Source organism: Micromonospora sp. DT31 (assembly GCF_049841795.1).
In the GTDB taxonomy this organism is placed as follows: domain Bacteria; phylum Actinomycetota; class Actinomycetes; order Mycobacteriales; family Micromonosporaceae; genus Micromonospora.
Window position 1 is genome coordinate 162,996 of sequence record NZ_JBNCKZ010000011.1, and the last position, 17,641, is coordinate 180,636.

15 protein-coding genes are annotated in these 17,641 nt (G+C 72.6%); 10 read left to right on the forward strand and 5 right to left on the reverse strand.

What is annotated here, in order from left to right; all coding sequences use genetic code 11:
* From ACLQ2X_RS19695 to ACLQ2X_RS19705, 3 genes are all read left to right on the forward strand, one after another.
* Entirely contained in the window at positions 1–1,653 is a 1,653-nt protein-coding gene (locus ACLQ2X_RS19695; protein ID WP_425682510.1) for a CocE/NonD family hydrolase, read from the forward strand.
* A gap of 100 nt (positions 1,654–1,753) precedes the next feature.
* A complete protein-coding gene (locus ACLQ2X_RS19700) occupies positions 1,754–2,329 on the forward strand; it encodes an ArsR/SmtB family transcription factor (RefSeq protein WP_425682511.1) in 576 nt (191 codons plus the stop codon).
* The gene (locus ACLQ2X_RS19705; protein ID WP_425682512.1) at positions 2,326–3,600 is read left to right on the forward strand and encodes an MFS transporter; all 1,275 of its coding nucleotides are present in this window, start codon (positions 2,326–2,328) and stop codon (positions 3,598–3,600) included. Before ACLQ2X_RS19700 ends, ACLQ2X_RS19705 begins: the two co-directional genes overlap by 4 nt.
* 75 nt (positions 3,601–3,675) lie before the next feature.
* Here the strand turns inward: ACLQ2X_RS19705 and ACLQ2X_RS19710 are convergent, their stop codons facing one another.
* Entirely contained in the window at positions 3,676–3,879 is a 204-nt protein-coding gene (locus ACLQ2X_RS19710) for a cold-shock protein (RefSeq protein WP_091059998.1), read from the reverse strand.
* Positions 3,880–4,061: 182 nt separating this feature from the next.
* Between ACLQ2X_RS19710 and ACLQ2X_RS19715 the strand changes: the two genes are divergently transcribed.
* Both ACLQ2X_RS19715 and ACLQ2X_RS19720 read left to right on the forward strand, forming a co-directional pair.
* Positions 4,062–4,736: a class I SAM-dependent methyltransferase gene (locus tag ACLQ2X_RS19715; protein ID WP_425682513.1), complete on the forward strand. Its 675-nt coding sequence runs from the start codon at positions 4,062–4,064 to the stop codon at positions 4,734–4,736.
* 86 nt (positions 4,737–4,822) lie between these two features.
* Positions 4,823–5,434: a DedA family protein gene (locus ACLQ2X_RS19720; RefSeq protein ID WP_425682514.1), complete on the forward strand. Its 612-nt coding sequence runs from the start codon at positions 4,823–4,825 to the stop codon at positions 5,432–5,434.
* Positions 5,435–5,480: 46 nt separating this feature from the next.
* Here ACLQ2X_RS19720 and ACLQ2X_RS19725 read toward each other — a convergent pair whose 3' ends face one another.
* Both ACLQ2X_RS19725 and ACLQ2X_RS19730 read right to left on the reverse strand, forming a co-directional pair.
* Positions 5,481–6,134, reverse strand: a complete 654-nt coding sequence (locus tag ACLQ2X_RS19725; RefSeq protein WP_425682515.1) for an MBL fold metallo-hydrolase — start codon at positions 6,132–6,134, stop codon at positions 5,481–5,483.
* An 8-nt stretch (positions 6,135–6,142) separates the two neighbouring features.
* Entirely contained in the window at positions 6,143–6,859 is a 717-nt protein-coding gene (locus tag ACLQ2X_RS19730; RefSeq protein ID WP_425682516.1) for a maleylpyruvate isomerase family mycothiol-dependent enzyme, read from the reverse strand.
* Positions 6,860–7,057: 198 nt separating this feature from the next.
* Between ACLQ2X_RS19730 and rsgA the strand changes: the two genes are divergently transcribed.
* The 4 genes from rsgA (at position 7,058) to ACLQ2X_RS19750 (ending at position 12,783) form a co-directional block, all read left to right on the forward strand.
* Positions 7,058–8,110, forward strand: coding sequence for a ribosome small subunit-dependent GTPase A (rsgA, locus tag ACLQ2X_RS19735; protein WP_425682517.1), 1,053 nt, complete (start codon positions 7,058–7,060; stop codon positions 8,108–8,110).
* Positions 8,111–8,192: 82 nt separating this feature from the next.
* The gene (locus ACLQ2X_RS19740) at positions 8,193–9,038 is read left to right on the forward strand and encodes a hypothetical protein (protein WP_425682535.1); all 846 of its coding nucleotides are present in this window, start codon (positions 8,193–8,195) and stop codon (positions 9,036–9,038) included.
* 213 nt (positions 9,039–9,251) lie between these two features.
* Positions 9,252–12,197 (forward strand): excinuclease ABC subunit UvrA, encoded by a 2,946-nt coding sequence (gene uvrA / locus ACLQ2X_RS19745; protein ID WP_425682518.1) that lies wholly within the window; start codon positions 9,252–9,254, stop codon positions 12,195–12,197.
* 100 nt (positions 12,198–12,297) lie between these two features.
* Positions 12,298–12,783, forward strand: a complete 486-nt coding sequence (locus tag ACLQ2X_RS19750; RefSeq protein WP_425682519.1) for a Rieske (2Fe-2S) protein — start codon at positions 12,298–12,300, stop codon at positions 12,781–12,783.
* 64 nt (positions 12,784–12,847) lie between these two features.
* Here the strand turns inward: ACLQ2X_RS19750 and ACLQ2X_RS19755 are convergent, their stop codons facing one another.
* The gene (locus tag ACLQ2X_RS19755) at positions 12,848–14,728 is read right to left on the reverse strand and encodes a M91 family zinc metallopeptidase (protein WP_425682520.1); all 1,881 of its coding nucleotides are present in this window, start codon (positions 14,726–14,728) and stop codon (positions 12,848–12,850) included.
* On the reverse strand, positions 14,725–15,048 hold the full coding sequence (locus ACLQ2X_RS19760) for a hypothetical protein (RefSeq protein ID WP_425682521.1): 324 nt from the start codon (positions 15,046–15,048) through the stop codon (positions 14,725–14,727). Before ACLQ2X_RS19760 ends, ACLQ2X_RS19755 begins: the two co-directional genes overlap by 4 nt.
* 130 nt (positions 15,049–15,178) lie before the next feature.
* Here ACLQ2X_RS19760 and uvrC point away from each other — a divergent pair, with 130 nt between their 5' ends.
* A complete protein-coding gene (gene uvrC, locus ACLQ2X_RS19765) occupies positions 15,179–17,122 on the forward strand; it encodes an excinuclease ABC subunit UvrC (RefSeq protein WP_425682522.1) in 1,944 nt (647 codons plus the stop codon).
* Positions 17,123–17,641 lie beyond the last annotated feature (519 nt).

The following is a 17,641-nucleotide window of genomic DNA, read 5'->3' on the forward strand; positions in this document are numbered from 1 at the left end:
GTGCGGCTGGTCACCCGGGCCGCCGCCGTGGCGCTGCGCCTGCCCGCCGCCCGCACCGCCCGGGTCGCCGTCACCCGGGACATCGCGGTCCGGGTCCGCGACGGGGTGGCGTTGCGCACCGACCACTACGCGCCCGACCTGCCCGGCGGGCACTGCGTGCTGATCCGCACCCCGTACGGCCGGGGCGGCCCGGTCCGGCTGCTCGGTCGGCTGATCGCCGAGCGGGGTTTCCACGTGGTGATCCAGTCCTGCCGCGGCACGTACGGCTCCGGGGGCGAGTTCGCCCCGCTTGTACACGAACGCGACGACGGCCTGGACACCCTGGACTGGCTGCGCCGCCAGCCCTGGTGGACCGGTGCGTTCGGCATGTTCGGCGCGAGCTACCAGGGGTTCGTGCAGTGGGCGGTCGCCGCCGACGCCGGCGAGGAGCTGCGCGCGATGGTCGCGGTGGTCACCGCCTCGGCCACCCGCGACTCCACGTACGCCGGGGAGTCGTTCGCGTTGGACACGGTGCTCACCTGGGCGGAGCTGCTCCAGGCGCAGACCGTGCCCTGGTTGGCCCGGCAGTGGGAGCTCAAACGTGGCCAGCCCCGGCTGGTCCGTGCCCTGGCCCACCTGCCGCTGGTCGAGGCGGACCGGGTCGCCACCGGCGTGACCGTGCCGTTCTTCCAGGAGTGGTTGCGTCACCACACCCCGGGCGCCGACTACTGGCGGGACCGGGTCTTCGGCGACCGGATCACCGAGGTCGGCGCGCCGGTCGTCATGGTCGGCGGCTGGCAGGACATCTTCCTTCCCGCCCAGCTCGACGACTACGCCCGGCTGCGGGCCGCGGGCGCCCGCCCGCGCCTGGTCGTCGGGCCGTGGACGCACGGCAGCCCGGGGCTGCTGCTGGCGTCGCTGCGGGAAGGGTTGGACTGGCTCGACACCCACCTGGCCGGGCGCCCGTCGCCCGGGCGCGCGCCGGTGCGGGTGCACGTCGGCGGCGTCGGTGGCGGCTGGCGTGACCTGGCCGACTGGCCGCCGCCGGCGACCCGCGAGCGCTGGTATCTGCAACCGGCCGGCGCGTTGGCCCCGTCACCGCCGGAGGATGGCCCGCCGGACCGCATCCGGTACGACCCGGCCGACCCGACCCCGTCGCTGGGTGGCCCGCTGCTGGTGGCCCAGCGGGCGGGCGCGGTGGACAACCGGCCGGTGGAGTCTCGGCCGGACGTGTTGACCTACACCAGCGGACCGTTGCCGGAGCCGGTGGCGGTGGCGGGTGCGGTACGCGCCGAGATCCACCTGCGCAGCGAGCTGGCCCATCTGGACGTGTTCGTCCGGCTGTGCGACGTGGACCGGCGCGGCCGGTCGTGGAACGTGTGCGACGGCCTGGTCCGGGTCGAGCCGGGCCGGTTCCGGCGCGACGCGTCGGGTGTGGTGGCGGTGCCGGTGACGCTCTGGCCGACCGCGTACCGCTTCGCGCCGGGGCACCGCCTGCGGGTGCAGGTCTCCGGCGGCGCCCATCCGCGTTACGCGCGCAATCTGGGCACCGGTGAGCCGCTCGGTGCGGCGGTGACCCTTCGTGCCGGGTGGCGGGAGGTCCTCCACGAGCGGGGGCACCTGTCGTTCGTGGAGCTGCCGTTGTGGCGGACGACACATCTTCCGGCCGCCTGACGGGTGAGGAACGCCCCCGCGCGTCCGACCGCACCGATTGACAATAGGCATTGCGCAACGCCTCTTGCGCAATGCCTATTGCGGGTGCCAGGCTCCCGCTGTGGAGAAGCCAACCGTCCGGCAGGTCACCGATTCGCGGGTGCTCGCCGCCCTCACTCATCCGCTGCGCCGCCGGCTCATGGACGTGCTCAAGGTCTACGGTCCGAGCACCGTCGGCATGCTCGCCGAGCACACCGACCAGGCGCCGGCCAACGTCAGCCACCACCTCAAGGTGCTCGCCGCCGCCGACCTGCTGGTCGAGGCCCCCGAGCTCGCCCGCGACCGCCGGGAACGCTGGTGGCGGCTGCGCGACCCGGGAGTGCGCTGGTCCAGCCGCGACTTCGACGACGAGCCCGCCACCCGGGTGATGGTCGACGCGGCCGGCTCGCTGAACCTGGAGCGGCACGCCGAACTGGTACGGGCCTGGCATGCGGCCCCCGACCAGGCCCACGCCGCGTGGGGTGAGGGGCCGTTCAGCACCGACAAGTGGCTGCACCTGACCCCGGACGAGCTGGCCGAACTCAGCCGCGAGGTGATCGCGCTGTTCGCACGGTGGGCCGACCGGCCGACGCCGGACGACGGGCAGCGCCGCGAGCCGGTCTTCATCTTCGCCCACGGCGTCCCAGGTCGGCCGTGACCGCCGCGCCGGCCCGCGGGTCCGCGCCGGCCACGCGCGGCGGGCTGTTCCGGCACCGTGACTTCCGACTGCTCTGGACCGGCCACACGGTCAGCGCCGTGGGCAGCAACATGACCACGGTGGCGCTGCCCCTGGTCGCGGTGGCGGTGCTCGACGCGACGACCTTCCAGGTCGCGGTGCTCACCGCCGCCGCGTGGCTGCCCTGGCTGCTGGCAGGCCTGCCGGTCGGGGCGTGGGTCGACCGGGTCCGCCGCCGCCCTGTGATGATCGCCGCAGATCTCGTCGCCGCGGCCCTGTTCGTCAGCGTGCCGCTGGCCGCGCTGCTCGGGCTGCTCACCGTCGGACACCTTCTCGTGGTGGCGCTCGGCGGCGGCCTGGCCCGGGTCTTCTTCGAGACCGCCGACCAGGTCTACCTACCCACGTTGCTGCGACCCGACCAGGTGCCGGAGGCCAACGCCCGGCTGCACGCCACGCAGACCGCGAGCTACCTTGTCGGGCCCGGCCTGGCCGGCGTGGTCGCCCAGCTTCTCGGCGCGGTGACCGCGGTGGCGTTGGACGCGCTGACTTTCCTGCTCTCCGCGCTGTGCCTGGGGCGCATCCGCGCCGTCGAGGGTCGGCCGCACCGGCCCGCCGGGACGACGTCGCTGCGCCGGGAGATCGCCGCCGGGCTGCGGTTCGTCGCACGCGACCCGTACCTGCGGGTGCTGACGGTGTTCGGGGCGGCCAGCAACATCGGGCTCATCGGCTACCAGGCGGTGCTTGTGGTCTTCCTGGTCCGCTCGGCCGGGCTGCCGGCCGGTCTCGTCGGCCTGCTGATCGGCCTGGCCAGCATGGGTGGCGTGGTCGGCGCCGCGCTGGCCGCGCGACTGGCCCGCCGGCTCGGCACCGCACGTGCGGTGCTGCTCGCCGGCGCGCTCACCGGCCCGCCCGCACTGCTGATCCCGCTCACCGGCCCCGGCGCGCGGGCGGCCTGGCTGGTGGGCGGCGGGGTGCTGGTGAGCATGGGCGTCGCGGTGGGCAACGTCGTCAAGGGCAGCTTCCGGCAGACGTACACCCCGCACCGGCTGCTCGGGCGGGTGACCGTGAGCATGCACCTGCTCAACTACGGAACCATCCCGCTTGCCGCACTGCTCGCCGGGGCGCTCGGCGCGGCCTGGGGGCCGGGCGGCGCGATCCGGGTGATGACCGCCTGGCTGGCGCTGACCCCGCTGATCCTGCTGGCGGGGCCGCTGCGAAGGCGGCGCGACCTGCCGGCTGCGCCGGCGGTCTGAGTATGCGCTGCGCCGGCGGTCTGAGTATGCGCTGCGGCGGCGGTCGGAGTCCCCACCCCCGCCCCCCGCCCCTTGCTACATCGGACGGACGTTGTCCGCCTGCGGGCCCTTCTGGCCCTGCGTCACCTCGAACTCGACCTTCTGTCCCTCGTTCAGCTCGCGGTAGCCGCCGCTCTGGATGGCCGAGTAGTGGACGAACACGTCCGGGCCTCCGCCGTCCTGCTCGATGAAGCCGAAGCCCTTTTCCGAGTTGAACCACTTGACCGTGCCGGTTGCCATACGTCTCTCCCTGTTCAATGCGGGCGAACACCCGACCCCTCGGCCGTTGATCGCCCCCTACCACCCTGACAGTAACCGCCCGGAACGAAATCCGCTGCCGGAAGTGCCCGGCGCGCCACGCGAACACACGTCGAAAGGGAAAATGACCCCGGCGGCCGGCGGGGCGGGGCATGCTTGCCCGGATGAGCACCCAGACCGCCCTGGACGACCTTCAGCAGGAGATCTCGGTGCCCGGACCGGGTCCGGACCGGCTGCACCTGGTCGACGCGCCGTTCGTACCCGAGGTGCGGTTGTACCTCGCCGAGGACGCGATCCTGTGGTGGGCGCGGATGGAGGCGGCGGCAGGTCGGTCGCTGCCGCCGCCGTACTGGGCGTCGGTGTGGGCCGGTGGGCAGGCGCTGGCCCGGCACCTGCTCGACCATCCCGAGATCGCCGCCGGGCGGCGGGTGCTGGACCTGGGCGCCGGGTCGGGCCTGGTCGCCATCGCCGCCGCGCTGGCCGGCGCGGACCGGGTGGTCGCCAACGACATCGATCCGTACGCGGTGGCGGCCATCACAGTCAATGCGCGGGCCAACCGGGTTCGCGTGGTCCCCGACGGCGCGGACCTGCTCGACGGGGTGGCAGAGGCCGACCTGGTGGTGGCCGGGGACGCCCTGTACGACGCGGGGCTGGCCGCGCGGGTGTTGCCCTACCTGCGGCGGTGCGCCGCCCGGGGCGTCGAGGTGCTGGTCGGCGACCCGGACCGGGGCCACCTGCCACCCGACGGCCTGGAACCGGTCACCGCCTACTCGGTGCCCACCACCGAGCCCGCGGTGGACTCGCCGGTGCGCCGGGTGCAGGTGCTGCGCCAACGCTGACCCTCAGGGACGCCCGGACCGGTGTCCGGGACCACTGGGGGTGATACCCGATACGCCGGCACACCCGCCCGGGCTAGCGTGCCGACATGACGACGGATCTGCTGGCCGTGGCCGGCGAGTTGCCCACCGCCCTGTTGATGGGGCTGCTGGGCGTGGTGATGCTCGCCGACGCCGTGCCCCTGCTCGGGGTGCTGGTGCCCGGTGACGCCGCGGTCCTGGCGGCGGTGGGCGCGGGTGGCGCGGCCGGCGGGGTCCCGACAGTGGCCGTCGTGGTGGCCGGCTGCCTCGGCGGCTGGTCGCTGAGTTTCCTCGCCGGGCGGCGGTGGGGTGGTCGGTTGCGCGACAGCCGGGTGGGCGGCTGGATCGGCGAGTCCCGCTGGACCGCTGCCGAGGCGCTGCTGCACCGCGGCGGGGGCCGGATCGTGCTGGTGGCGCCGTTCCTGCCGGTCTTCAACGCCCTGCTGCCGCTGGCCGCCGGCGGGCTGCGCATGTCGTACCGGCGGTTCCTGGCCTGCGCGGCGCTCGGCGCGACCGCGTGGGCCGGGCTCTACGTGGCGCTCGGGCTCACCGCGCGGGTACTGACCGGTCTGCTGCCCGGGGCGTTGGACCCGATGGCGTTGACCATGGTGGTGGGGTTGCTGCTGGCCGGTCCGGTGCTGGTGGGCACCCGGCGCCGGCTGAAGGTGGCCACCGGCTGACCGCGCCCGGCCCGGCCGCCACGGGGGGAGGCCGGACCGGGCGTGTTCACCAGCCGCGGGCGCGCCACTGCGGCAGCGCGGGCCGCTCGGCGCCGAGCGTGCTGTCCTTGCCGTGCCCGGGATAGAACCAGGTGTCGTCCGGCAGCCGGTCGAACAGCTTGGCCTCGACGTCGTCGACGAGCCGGCCGAACCGTTCCGCGTCCTGTTCGGTGTTGCCCACCCCGCCCGGGAAGAGCGAGTCGCCGGTGAACAGGTGCGGGCCGCCGTCCGGGTCGCGGTAGAGCAGGGCGATCGACCCCGGTGTGTGCCCGCGCAGGTGGATCACCTCCAGCGCGCAGTCGCCGACCGGCACGGTGTCGCCCTCGCGCAGCCGTTCGGCCTCGATCGGCAGGCCCTCGGCGTCGTCGGCGTGCACCAGCGCCCGGGCCCCGGTCTTGGCGACGACCTCCTCCAGCGCGACCCAGTGGTCCATGTGCCGGTGGGTGGTGACCACCGCGGCCAGCCCGCCGTCGCCGACCAGTTCCAGCAGGCGCGGCGCCTCGTTCGCGGCGTCGATCAGCACCTGTTCGCCGGTGGCCCGGCAGCGCAGCAGGTAGGCGTTGTTGTCCATCGGGCCGACCGACAGCTTGCTGACGGTGAGCCGGTCCAGCTCGCGCACGGCCGGCGGGCCGCCGGGCGTCACGTCTCCGGTGTAGGTCATGACGATGTTCAGATCCATTCCGGTGGGTTGGGCAGAGGGCCGTCGGGGTGGACGGTGAGCAGTTCGCCCGCACCCCGGCCGGTCAGCCAGGCGGCGAGTTCCGGCGCGGGGCCGGTGACCGTGGGCGCCCCCTCGGGGTCACCCACGACGAGTTCGGTCGGTGCGCCGTCGACGCGCAGCACCATGGCCGGTGCGGTCGGATTGCCGGTCAGCCCGCCCACCACCTCGTGCAGCAGCCGCTGGGCGAACGCCAGCGGCCAGTCCGCCGGCCGGTAGCCGGCCGCCAGGTCGACGTGATGCACCTCGACCTCGCGCAACCGGCCCCAGACCAGCGTCGCCGCCGGCCAGGGGCCGCGCCGGGTCTGCACGGTGGCGCCCCACGCCTGCACCGGCATCGCCGCGACGGCGGTGTCGAAGCGTTGGCCGCCACGGCGCACGTCGTCCAGCAGGTCGGCCGGACCCCGCCCGGCGCCGGCGTCGATGTCGTCGGCGCGGGCCTGCGCGGAGGCGTACATCGGGATCTGCTCGCCGGTGCGGGCCGAGGTGAGCAGGTTGACGAACGCGTCGGCGTTGCGGGCCAGGTGGGTGAGCACGTGGGCGCGGGTCCATCCGGGCAGCAGCGACGGCGCCGCGACGTCCGCGGCGCTCAGGCCGGAGACGGTACGCAGCAGCCGGTCGTTCGCCTCGGCCAGCGCGCCGGTCAGGAGCAGGGGATCAGTCGTCATCTCGCACTCACGGTCCGACCCTAGCGGGCCGGACCAGGCCGTGCCGGCGGGGAAATGGCTTTCGGCGCGTCGGCGAGCCCCCTACCGTCGGGGCCGACGGCATCGAACCGTGCGCCGGGAGTCGGAGGGAGGTGGTGTGCGTGCCCGCCCCGACGTGTGCGTTCCACCCCGAACCCCCTCGACACCGATGAGGACACCATGACTCTCGACCTGACCGCCCTCGGCTGGGACGCCGACTGGGCGACCCATCTGCGCCGGCGTCCCGGCCATCGCCCCGGACGGGTGGCCCGGGTGGACCGGGGCGTCTGCACCGTGCTGGGCCCGCAGGGGCCGGTGCGGGCGAGCCTCGGCGGCGCGGTGCTGGCCGCCGCCGCCCGCGACCTGACCGCGCTGCCCTGCGCGGGTGACTGGGTGCTGCTGGCCACCTGGCCGGACGGCCCGGTCACGGTGGAGGCGGTGCTGCCGCGGCGTACCGCGCTGGTGCGCCGCACCGCCGGCAAGGATGCCGGCGGCCAGGTGTTGGCCGCCAACCTCGACGTGGCCGCGGTGGTCGAGCCGGTGCACCCGGAACCGGACGCCGCGCGGATCGAACGGCTGCTGTCGCTGGCGCACGAGTCGGGCGCCGAGCCGCTCGTCGTGCTCACCAAGACCGACCTGGCGGCGGACCCGGCCGCGGTGGCCCGGCAGTTGGCCGACCTGGCGCCCGGGGTGGCGGTGCTGCCGGTCAGCGCCGAGCGGGGCGACGGGGTGGCGGCGCTGCGCCGGCACGTCGCCCCGGGGCGCACGCTCGGCCTGCTCGGCCCGTCCGGCGCGGGCAAGTCGAGCCTGGTCAACGCGCTGGCCGGAGCGGAGGTGATGCGCACCCAGGAGATCCGTCGGGCCGACGGCAAAGGCCGGCACACCACCACCTGGCGGTCGCTGGTGCCGCTGCCGGGCGGGGGAGTGGTGCTGGACACCCCCGGGGTACGGGCGGTCGGCCTGCTCGACGGCGTGGCCGGCCTGGACCGGACCTTCGCCGACATCGCCGCGTTGGCCACCGGCTGCCGGTACGCCGACTGCGGACACGACGGTGAGCCCGCCTGCGCGGTGCGCGCGGCGCTGGACGACGGCGAGCTGCCGGCGCGGCGCTGGGAGAGCTGGCGAAAGCTGCAGCGGGAGTTGGCCTTCGAGAGCCGGCGGCGGGAGGTCCGGTTGGCCGCTGACCGGCGTGGTGGTTGGCGGCGCGGGCGGCGGCCCACCGCTCGGCCCTGATCTTCCGGGTGGCCGTGCCGCGGGTGGTTGTGAAAGATTGACCATCGAAGGGTGTGTGTCCCTTCCCATTGATTGGAGCCGCATGAGAAGACGATGGTTTGCACCCCTCATCGCGGGGCTGCTGCTGGCCGGGATCGCGAGCCCGGGGGTGGCTCAGGCCCAGACGGAGAAGCGCGTCCACAACGAAATGCAGATCGTCTTCAGTGCGACGAACCCTGGGTTCTGCACGATCGGCGCGGTCGGCACGGACGACTACGGCCGTGAGATCGCCATCTCGGCGGGCCACTGCGTAAAGGATCTGGGGTACGCCGACCGGGAGATCCACGAGGACATCTTCCCCGTCTATCACCGGCAGGACGTCGCGTACGGCCCGATCGGGTACGTGCGGTATTTCAAGGACGCCGAGGGCTCGATGACCGGTCACCTGACCAAGGACTACATGGTCATCGAGCTCGTCGAGAGTGTGACGCTGTCGTCGCAGGGGCCGCGTCTCAAGCAGACGGGTGAGATGGAGGTCCCCGGCGGCACCGTCAGCCCGAACGCCCTGAGCCCCGCGCTGGACAACGAGCGGCTGCTCGGGGCCGCGTTGTTGAACAATAACCAGCTGGTGGTGTCGGGGCAGCTTGGTATCTGGTACGGGCGGGTCACCAACAACACCAACGGCGTCTACCAGTGCTGGGCCAAGGCCAAGGCGGGTGACTCGGGCGGGCCGGCGATCTGGCATGTGCCCGGCAGCGCCTACCCGTCGGAGCAGAACGGTGGCCAGGCCGAGGGGCCGTGGGCCGGGATCACCAAGGGGATCATCGTGAGCCTGCCGCTGTACGTCTACACCAGTTCGGCGAACATCCTCGCCGACCTGCGGGCCCGCGACGCCGCCGACCCCGCCGACGTCTACGGAGCGGGTTTCGAGGTGACCGACAACCCGTAGACGGCCGACCGGGCGCATTGCGCCACCGTCCGGGATCACCAGCCGAGGCTGATGATGACGGGGTTGAGCTGCCGCAACGAGTCGGCGCGGGAAAGTGTCGTAGCCCGGAGCTAGAGTTGCCGGGGCGACTTTTGCTGCGCCGAATCGACCGCTCGGTATGCCATCAGAGCGGGGCAATCACCTCATCCTCGTCAACCCTGGAGTAACTGGACAGTGGCCGACCGACTGATCATCCGTGGCGCGCGCGAGCACAACCTGCGTGACGTCAGTCTCGACCTGCCCCGGGACGCCCTGATCGTCTTCACCGGGCTCTCCGGGTCGGGCAAGTCGAGCCTGGCCTTCGACACGATCTTCGCGGAGGGGCAGCGCCGCTACGTCGAGTCGCTGTCCTCGTACGCCCGGCAGTTCCTCGGTCAGATGGACAAGCCCGACGTCGACTTCATCGAGGGCCTCAGCCCCGCCGTGTCCATCGACCAGAAGTCCACCTCGCGCAACCCGCGCTCCACCGTCGGCACGATCACCGAGGTCTACGACTACCTGCGCCTGCTGTTCGCCCGCATCGGCGAGCCGCACTGCCCGGTCTGCGGCGAGCGGATCTCCAAGCAGAGCCCGCAGCAGATCGTCGACCGGGTGCTCGCCATGGCCGAGGGCACCAAGTTCATGGTGCTCGCGCCGGTGGTGCGCGGTCGCAAGGGCGAGTACGTCGACCTGTTCGCCGAGTTGCAGGCCAAGGGCTACGCGCGGGCCCGGGTCGACGGCGTGGTGCACCCGCTGACCGAGCCGCCCAAGCTCAAGAAGCAGGAGAAGCACACAATCGAGGTGGTCATCGACCGGCTCAGCGTCAAGCCGAGCGCCAAGCAGCGGCTGACCGACTCGGTGGAGGCCGCGCTCGGCCTGTCCGGCGGGCTGGTGCTGCTCGACTTCGTCGACCTGGCGGAGGACGACCCCGCCCGGGAACGGCGCTACTCCGAGCACCTGGCCTGCCCGAACGACCACCCCCTCGCCATCGAGGACCTGGAACCGCGGGTCTTCTCCTTCAACGCCCCCTACGGCGCCTGCCCGGAGTGCACCGGTCTGGGCACGAAGAAGGAGGTGGACCCCGAGCTGCTCATCCCCGACCCGGAGCGCACGCTGCGAGAGGGCGCGATCCAGCCCTGGGCCACCGGGCACAACCTCGAATACTTCCTGCGGCTGCTGGAGGCGCTTGGCGAGGCCGAGCACTTCGACATCGACACGCCGTGGCGGGCGCTGCCGTCGCGGGCGCAGAAGACGATCCTGCACGGCTCCGGCGACCAGATGCACGTCCGCTACCGCAACAAGTACGGCCGTGAGCGTTCCTACTACACCGGCTTCGAGGGCGTGGTGCAGTGGATCGAGCGGCGGCACACCGACACCGAGTCGGAGTGGTCCCGGGAGAAGTACGAGGGCTACATGCGCGACGTGCCGTGCGCGGCGTGCGGCGGCACCCGGCTCAAGCCGGAGGTGCTCGCGGTCACCCTGGCCGGCAAGAGCATCGCCGAGGTCTGCAACCTGTCCGTCGGCGAGGCGGCCGACCTGCTGGCCGGCATCGAGCTGACCGACCGGCAGAAGATGATCGCCGAGCGGGTGCTCAAGGAGATCAACGCCCGGCTGAAGTTCCTGCTCGACGTGGGCCTGGACTACCTCTCCCTGGACCGCCCGGCGGGCACCCTCTCCGGCGGTGAGGCGCAGCGCATCCGGCTCGCCACCCAGATCGGCTCGGGCCTGGTCGGTGTGCTCTACGTGCTCGACGAGCCGTCGATCGGCCTGCACCAGCGGGACAACCACCGGCTCATCGAGACGCTGCTGCGGCTGCGCGGGCTGGGCAACACGCTGATCGTGGTCGAGCACGACGAGGACACCATCCGGGTCGCCGACTGGATCGTCGACATCGGCCCCGGGGCGGGCGAGCACGGCGGCGAGATCGTGCACAGCGGGTCGGTGCCGGCGCTGCTCGACAACCCGAGGTCGGTCACCGGGGCGTACCTGGCCGGCCGCAAGGCCATCCCGACCCCGGCGACGCGCCGCCCGCAGACCGCGGGCCGGGAGTTGGTGGTGCACGCCGCGCGCGAGCACAACCTGCGCAACCTCACCGTGAGCTTCCCGCTGGGTCAGCTCATCGCGGTCACCGGGGTCAGCGGCTCGGGCAAGTCGACGCTCGTCAACGACATCCTCTACGCCGTGCTCGCCAACCAGATCAACGGCGCCCGGCTGGTGCCCGGCCGGCACACCCGGGTCACCGGCCTGGAGCACGTGGACAAGGTCGTCGGCGTGGACCAGTCACCGATCGGGCGCACCCCGCGCTCCAACCCGGCGACCTACACCGGCGTCTGGGACCACGTCCGCAAGCTCTTCGCCGAGACCACCGAGGCCAAGGTCCGGGGGTACGGGCCGGGCCGGTTCTCGTTCAACGTCAAGGGTGGACGCTGCGAGGCGTGTTCCGGCGACGGCACCATCAAGATCGAGATGAACTTCCTGCCGGACGTCTACGTCCCCTGCGAGGTGTGCAAGGGCGCCCGCTACAACCGGGAGACGCTCGAGGTGCACTACAAGGGCCGGACCGTCGCCGAGGTGCTGGACATGCCGATCGAGGAGGCGGCCGAGTTCTTCTCCGCCATCCCGGCCATCCACCGGCACCTGAAGACGCTCGTCGACGTGGGCCTGGGCTACGTGCGCCTCGGCCAGCCCGCGCCGACGCTGTCCGGCGGTGAGGCGCAGCGGGTCAAGCTCGCCTCCGAGCTGCAGAAGCGGTCCACCGGCCGCACCGTCTACGTGCTCGACGAGCCCACCACCGGCCTGCACTTCGAGGACATCCGCAAGCTGCTGATGGTGCTGGAGGGTCTGGTCGACAAGGGCAACACGGTCATCACCATCGAGCACAACCTCGACGTGATCAAGACGGCCGACTGGCTGATCGACATGGGCCCCGAGGGCGGCCACCGGGGCGGCACGGTGCTGGCCACCGGCACGCCGGAGGAGGTCGCCGAGGTGCCGGAGAGCCACACCGGCCAGTTCCTGCGGTCGACCCTCAAGCTCGACGGCCAGGCCAAGGGCGCCAAGGCGGCCACCACCCGCGCGGCCAAGGCCAACGGCAGCCCCGTCAAGCCGCGGGCCCGCAAGGTCCCGGCGGGGGCGCGCTGACCGACGTCTTCCGGCGCGACGCCCGGGGCGTTGACGCGTCAGGATGAACCGTGGCGCACCCTGGTGCGTGTTCCGCAGTAAGTCGAGAGAAAGGCCGGAGATGACTGACGACAAGGCGCTGACCCGACCGGTCACCCGGAGCCGCCGTAGCCTGCTCGCCGGAGCCGGCGCGGTCGGCGCGGCCGTGGTGCTCGCGGGCTGCGGCAGTGACGACGACGCGCCCGGGGAGGCGCCGACCAGTGGTGGCCCGCCCGGCGCCACCGCAACCGGTGACGCCGGCGGCGGCGACCGCGCCGGCAGCAACTCCGTGGCCCGCACGTCGGACATCCCGGTCGGCGGCGGAGCGGTCTTCGCCAGCCAGGGAGTGGTGATCACCCAGCCCGAGGCCGGCCAGTTCAAGGCGTTCGACCCGATCTGCACGCACCAGCGCTGCCCGGTGTCGAACGTCGACGGCGGCACGATCAACTGCACCTGCCACAACAGCCGGTTCTCCATCACCGACGGCTCAGTGAAGGGGGGCCCCGCCACCAAGCCGCTCGCGGCCAAGAACATCACTGTCGACGGCGACCAGATCCGCCTGGCCTGACCCGCCTGCCGGTGTCCTCCGTCGCGCCGGGCGGGGAAGACAGCGACAGGGGTGCCGGACGGGGTCAGTCCTCGTCCGGCACCCGGCCGTACGGCTCCGGCGAGCCGTAGGTCTCCCGGTCGTCCAGCCGCATCTCGGCGCGCATGCCGTTCTCGGTGTACTCGATCGGGTGCTCGGGATCGATCTCGAAGTGGCCGTCGCCGTCCCGGTCGACAGGCAGCCCGGTGGCCTGGCGTTCGACGTTCGAGACGCCGTAGTTGAGATCGTCATCCCCCCAGTCGAATACGCGGGAGTCCGGGTCGGCGGGGTTGGTGTACAGCCCATCGAGACTCGTGTCGTTCTCGTAGTCGTACACGTGCGCCATCTCGTGGAACAGCACGACCGACGGTGGCGCCTCACCCTGGAAGTTGTCGTACCTGGGGTTGTACTGGATGGAGGACTCGCCGCTGTCAGGGTCGTGTCTCGCGGAAGCCTTGCCGTCGCCGTCCAACTCGGTGACCCGGATGTCGTGCTGGGCGTCGTCCATCTCCGCCAGCATGAGCTGGCCGTTCAGCGAGGACCCGAGCGTGTCCAGGTCGTCGCGCACCCGCTCGGTGAACTCGTCCGAGCCGTCGATGACCAGCCGGGAGCCGAGGTCGGCGGAGAGGTTGACGTTCTGGACGTGCTCGGCGCCGTCGACGGTGTCGGGTCCTCGGGTTGCGGTCTGTCCGTACACCAGGTCGTCACCGGTGCCGCCCGACACGGTGTCGGTGCCCCGACCGGTGTAGACGGTGTCGTCGCCGGCGCCACCGGCGATCGTGTCGTTACCGCGACCGCCCGAGAGCACGTCCGCGTGCCGGCCGCCGTCGAGGCTGTCGGCGCCCCGCCCGCCGTCGAGATAGTCGGCGTGGTCGCCGCCGGAGAGGCGGTCATCGCCCGACCCTCCGTAGATGGTGTCCTCTCCCGAGCCGCCGACGACCCGGTCGTCACCGGTGTAGGTGTACAGGTAGTCCTGCCCTCCGCCGCCACTGACGCGGTCGTCACCGGCCCCGGACTCGATCGTGTCGTCGCCGTCGCCGCCGAGCACGATGTCGTCGCCGGCACCGGTGTGGATCCGGTCGTCTCCCGAACTGCCGAGCACCGTCACCGCGCCGACCCCGGGGCCGACCTCCACGTGGTCGTCGCCGGCCCCGCCGCGGATCGTCAACTCGTAGCCGTCCGGCACCTCCTGGCTGACGGGGAACCCGCTGATCGTGCCCTCCACACTCAGCTCGCCGGTGTCCGGGTCGCGGACCACCCGGATTTCGTCGTCGCCGCTGCCGGTGTTGACGATCATCCGGCCGCCGACGAGGATCATGCCGGGGCCCGGCGGCTCGTCCGGCAGCATGAACGGCGACAACTGGTCGGTGAACTGCCACCACGCGGAGGTGATGACCCCCAGGCTCTCCGTGATCGACCGCATATCGGCCGCCATGTCCTGGTGTGCGTCCAGGACCGGCCGGCGGATCGCCTCGGCGGCGCCGAGGGCGGACTGCACCGTGGTGACGTCGGCCGCGACGGCGGGGATGAAGGTGATCTGGGCGCCGGACTGTTCGGCCCGCACCGCCCCGCTCAGCGCATTCCAGTCCTGGTCGAGTCGTAGTTGGGCGCGGGCCAGCGCATCCGCCACGTCGTCGAATGCCCGTGCGCCACGTTCGGCGAGCGAAGCGAACTCGTCGAGGTCCGCGACCAGCTTGCGGCAGTGGCCGGCGTAGGCGTCGGCGACCGCACCACTCCAGCCGCTGGTGAACAGCGCGCTCGCCCCGTGCCGGGTGTCCGCGGCACTGTCGCGAGCCGCGCCGGCAAGCGTCCGCCAGGCCTTGGCGGCGGCCATCAGCCGATCCGGATCGGCGTGCAGCGACCAGAGGTCGGCCGTGACGAACGGGGCCGGTGGCGCCTCGGCGGAAGGTGCGTCGGAGACGGTCATGTCAGTCCGCCGCCCAAGGCGCCCATCAGCCCGTCGGCCTCGCCGTCGGTCTGCTGGATCGAGAACGCGATCAGGTAGAGGCGGTCGGCGTCACCCTCCAGCATCTCCAGCAGCACGCCGGCCGCCGTCATCGCCGCTTCCGTCGCGCTCTGGCAGGAGTTGTAGGTGGCGGTGGCGGTGTCGGTGTCGCCGAAGGCGGTCAACGGAGCGGGGAAGGCCTCCTGCGCCAGCAGCATCTCGTCAGCGAACTGCTGGGACGCGGTGAGTGTCCGCCCCGCGAAGGCGGCGACCTCCTCCGGATCCACGGCGAAACCACTCATGTCGACACGCTAGCGGGCCATCGGGAAATCAGTGAGCATCATTTCGAGATCCGTTAATTCTGCCCTCGTGGCTCCCTCGACCCGGGGCCCGAACCGGGGCATTGTCAGACCCGCTGGCTAGGCTTGCCGCGTGGCTGACCCCTCGACCTACCGTCCCGCGACCGGCACCATACCGGAGTCGCCAGGGGTCTACCGCTTCCGCGACGGCACCGGCCGGGTGATCTACGTCGGCAAGGCGCGCAACCTGCGCAGTCGGCTCAACTCCTACTTCGCCGACCCGGTCGGTCTGCACCAGCGCACCCGGCAGATGGTGTTCACCGCCGAGTCGGTCGACTGGATCACCGTCGCCACCGAGGTCGAGGCGCTCCAGCAGGAATACACCTGGATCAAGCAGTACGACCCGCGGTTCAACGTCCGCTACCGCGACGACAAGTCGTACCCCTACCTCGCGGTCACCCTCGACGAGGAATACCCCCGCCTCCAGGTGATGCGCGGCGCCAAGCGCAAGGGGGTGCGCTATTTCGGGCCGTACTCGCACGCCTGGGCGATCCGCGAGACGCTCGACCTGTTGTTGCGCGTCTTCCCGGCGCGGACCTGCTCCTCCGGGGTGTTCAAGCGGGCCGGTCAGGTCGGCCGGCCGTGCCTGCTGGGTTACATCGGCAAGTGCTCGGCGCCGTGCGTCGGCAGCGTCACCGCGCAGCGGCACCGGGAGATCGTCAACGGCTTCTGCGACTTCATGGCCGGCCGCACCGACACCATGGTCCGGCGGCTGGAGAAGGAGATGCTCGACGCCAGCGAACAGTTGGAGTTCGAGCGGGCCGCCCGGCTGCGCGACGACGTCGCGGCGCTGCGCCGGGCCATGGAGAAGCAGACCGTGGTGCTCGGCGACGGCACCGACGCCGACGTGGTCGCCTTCGCCGACGACCCGCTCGAAGCCGCGGTGCAGGTCTTCCACGTCCGTGGCGGCCGGGTGCGCGGGCAGCGCGGCTGGGTGGTGGAGAAGACCGAGGAACTGACCACCGGCGACCTGGTCCACCACTTCTGCACCCAGGTGTACGGCGGCGAGCAGGGCGAGGCCGACGTGCCCCGCGAACTGCTGGTCCCCGAGCTCCCCGGCGACGCCGACGCGCTGGCCGACTGGCTGTCCACCCGCCGGGGCAGCCGGGTGTCGCTGCGGGTGCCGCAGCGCGGCGACAAGCGGTCGCTGCTGGAGACCGTGGAGCGCAACGCCAAGGACGCGCTGGCCCGGCACAAGCTCAAGCGGGCCGGCGACCTGACCACCCGCAGCCAGGCGCTCGACGAGATCGCCGACGCGCTCGGCATGAGCACCTCGCCGCTGCGCGTCGAGTGCTTCGACGTCTCGCAGATCCAGGGCACCGACGTGGTGGCCAGCATGGTGGTGTTCGAGGACGGGCTGCCCCGCAAGAGCGAATACCGCAGGTTCATCGTGCGGGGCGCCACCGACGACCTGTCCGCCATGTCCGAGGTGCTGCGCCGGCGCTTCGCCCGCTACCTCGACGCCCGCGCCGAGACCGGTGAGCTTGGCGAGGAGACCGCGTCCGACCCCGACCGGCCCGGCATCGACCCGACCACCGGGCGGCCGCGCAAGTTCGCGTACCCGCCGCAGCTGGTGGTGGTCGACGGCGGCCCGCCCCAGGTGGCCGCCGCCGCGAAGGCGCTCGCCGAGCTGGGCATCGACGACGTGGCGCTGTGCGGGCTGGCCAAGCGGCTGGAGGAGGTCTGGCTGCCCGACGACGAGTTCCCGGTCATCCTGCCGCGCACGTCGGAGGCGCTCTACCTGCTGCAACGGGTCCGCGACGAGGCCCACCGCTTCGCCATCACGTTCCACCGGCAGCGACGCTCCAAGCGGATGACCGAGTCGGCGCTCGACAACGTCCCCGGCCTCGGTGAGGTACGCCGCAAGGCGCTCCTGCGGCACTTCGGCTCGTTGAAGCGGCTGTCCACCGCGACGGTCGAGGAGATCACCGAGGTGCCCGGGGTCGGCAGGCGTACGGCCGAGGCGATCCTGGCCGCGTTGGACGGCTCCGGTTCGCCGGACGCCGCCTCCTCCTGACATTCCCTGCGTTCGTCCGCTGTCCGACGTCCCGGACACATCGTGCCGTCACCACCCGGGTGGAACACCGTGGGTGTGTCCGCCCGCGATCACCACCCATGACGTGCCCCCGACGCTGCCGACGCCCCCTTTTGTGAGAACGCCGAGTTCACCCGACTCGACCCGCACCGGGCGAGCGCGCGGTGGCGGGCTGCGCGGGATGGGGTTCGTGTCCGGTTCGCGCGCTCAGGTGGTGGTGGGCGCCACCGCCACGGCGGAATCCGGGCCGGGTCGGCGGCGTTGTACATGGCTGACGGCGCGGATCAGCCCCCCCGCTCGACCGCCCCCGCCGAACACCGCGGGCCAGGCCGGGAATCATGCCGGCCGGACCCCCGTTGCATCCCCCGAGCCGCGGAGCAGGCCCCCTTGAGCCGCCCGCACGCCACCGCCCCTCCAACGGGCACCCCCCCCCGAGACTTTCCCCCCTTTGTCGCGGCACCCCCGGATCGCCGCGCGTTTCCCCCACCCCAGGGAGGCAAC

What these genes read in the sequence shown, in the direction of transcription:
- ACLQ2X_RS19710 (WP_091059998.1), bottom strand. Translation starts at nt 3,879, where the DNA reads ATGGCAACCGGCACGGTCAAGTGGTTCAACTCGGAAAAGGGCTTCGGC.
- ACLQ2X_RS19715 (WP_425682513.1), top strand. Translation starts at nt 4,062, where the DNA reads ATGAGCACCCAGACCGCCCTGGACGACCTTCAGCAGGAGATCTCGGTG.
- ACLQ2X_RS19720 (WP_425682514.1), top strand. Translation starts at nt 4,823, where the DNA reads ATGACGACGGATCTGCTGGCCGTGGCCGGCGAGTTGCCCACCGCCCTG.
- ACLQ2X_RS19725 (WP_425682515.1), bottom strand. Translation starts at nt 6,134, where the DNA reads ATGACCTACACCGGAGACGTGACGCCCGGCGGCCCGCCGGCCGTGCGC.
- ACLQ2X_RS19730 (WP_425682516.1), bottom strand. Translation starts at nt 6,859, where the DNA reads ATGACGACTGATCCCCTGCTCCTGACCGGCGCGCTGGCCGAGGCGAAC.
- rsgA (WP_425682517.1), top strand. Translation starts at nt 7,058, where the DNA reads ATGACTCTCGACCTGACCGCCCTCGGCTGGGACGCCGACTGGGCGACC.
- ACLQ2X_RS19740 (WP_425682535.1), top strand. Translation starts at nt 8,193, where the DNA reads ATGAGAAGACGATGGTTTGCACCCCTCATCGCGGGGCTGCTGCTGGCC.
- ACLQ2X_RS19750 (WP_425682519.1), top strand. Translation starts at nt 12,298, where the DNA reads ATGACTGACGACAAGGCGCTGACCCGACCGGTCACCCGGAGCCGCCGT.
- ACLQ2X_RS19755 (WP_425682520.1), bottom strand. Translation starts at nt 14,728, where the DNA reads ATGACCGTCTCCGACGCACCTTCCGCCGAGGCGCCACCGGCCCCGTTC.
- ACLQ2X_RS19760 (WP_425682521.1), bottom strand. Translation starts at nt 15,048, where the DNA reads ATGAGTGGTTTCGCCGTGGATCCGGAGGAGGTCGCCGCCTTCGCGGGG.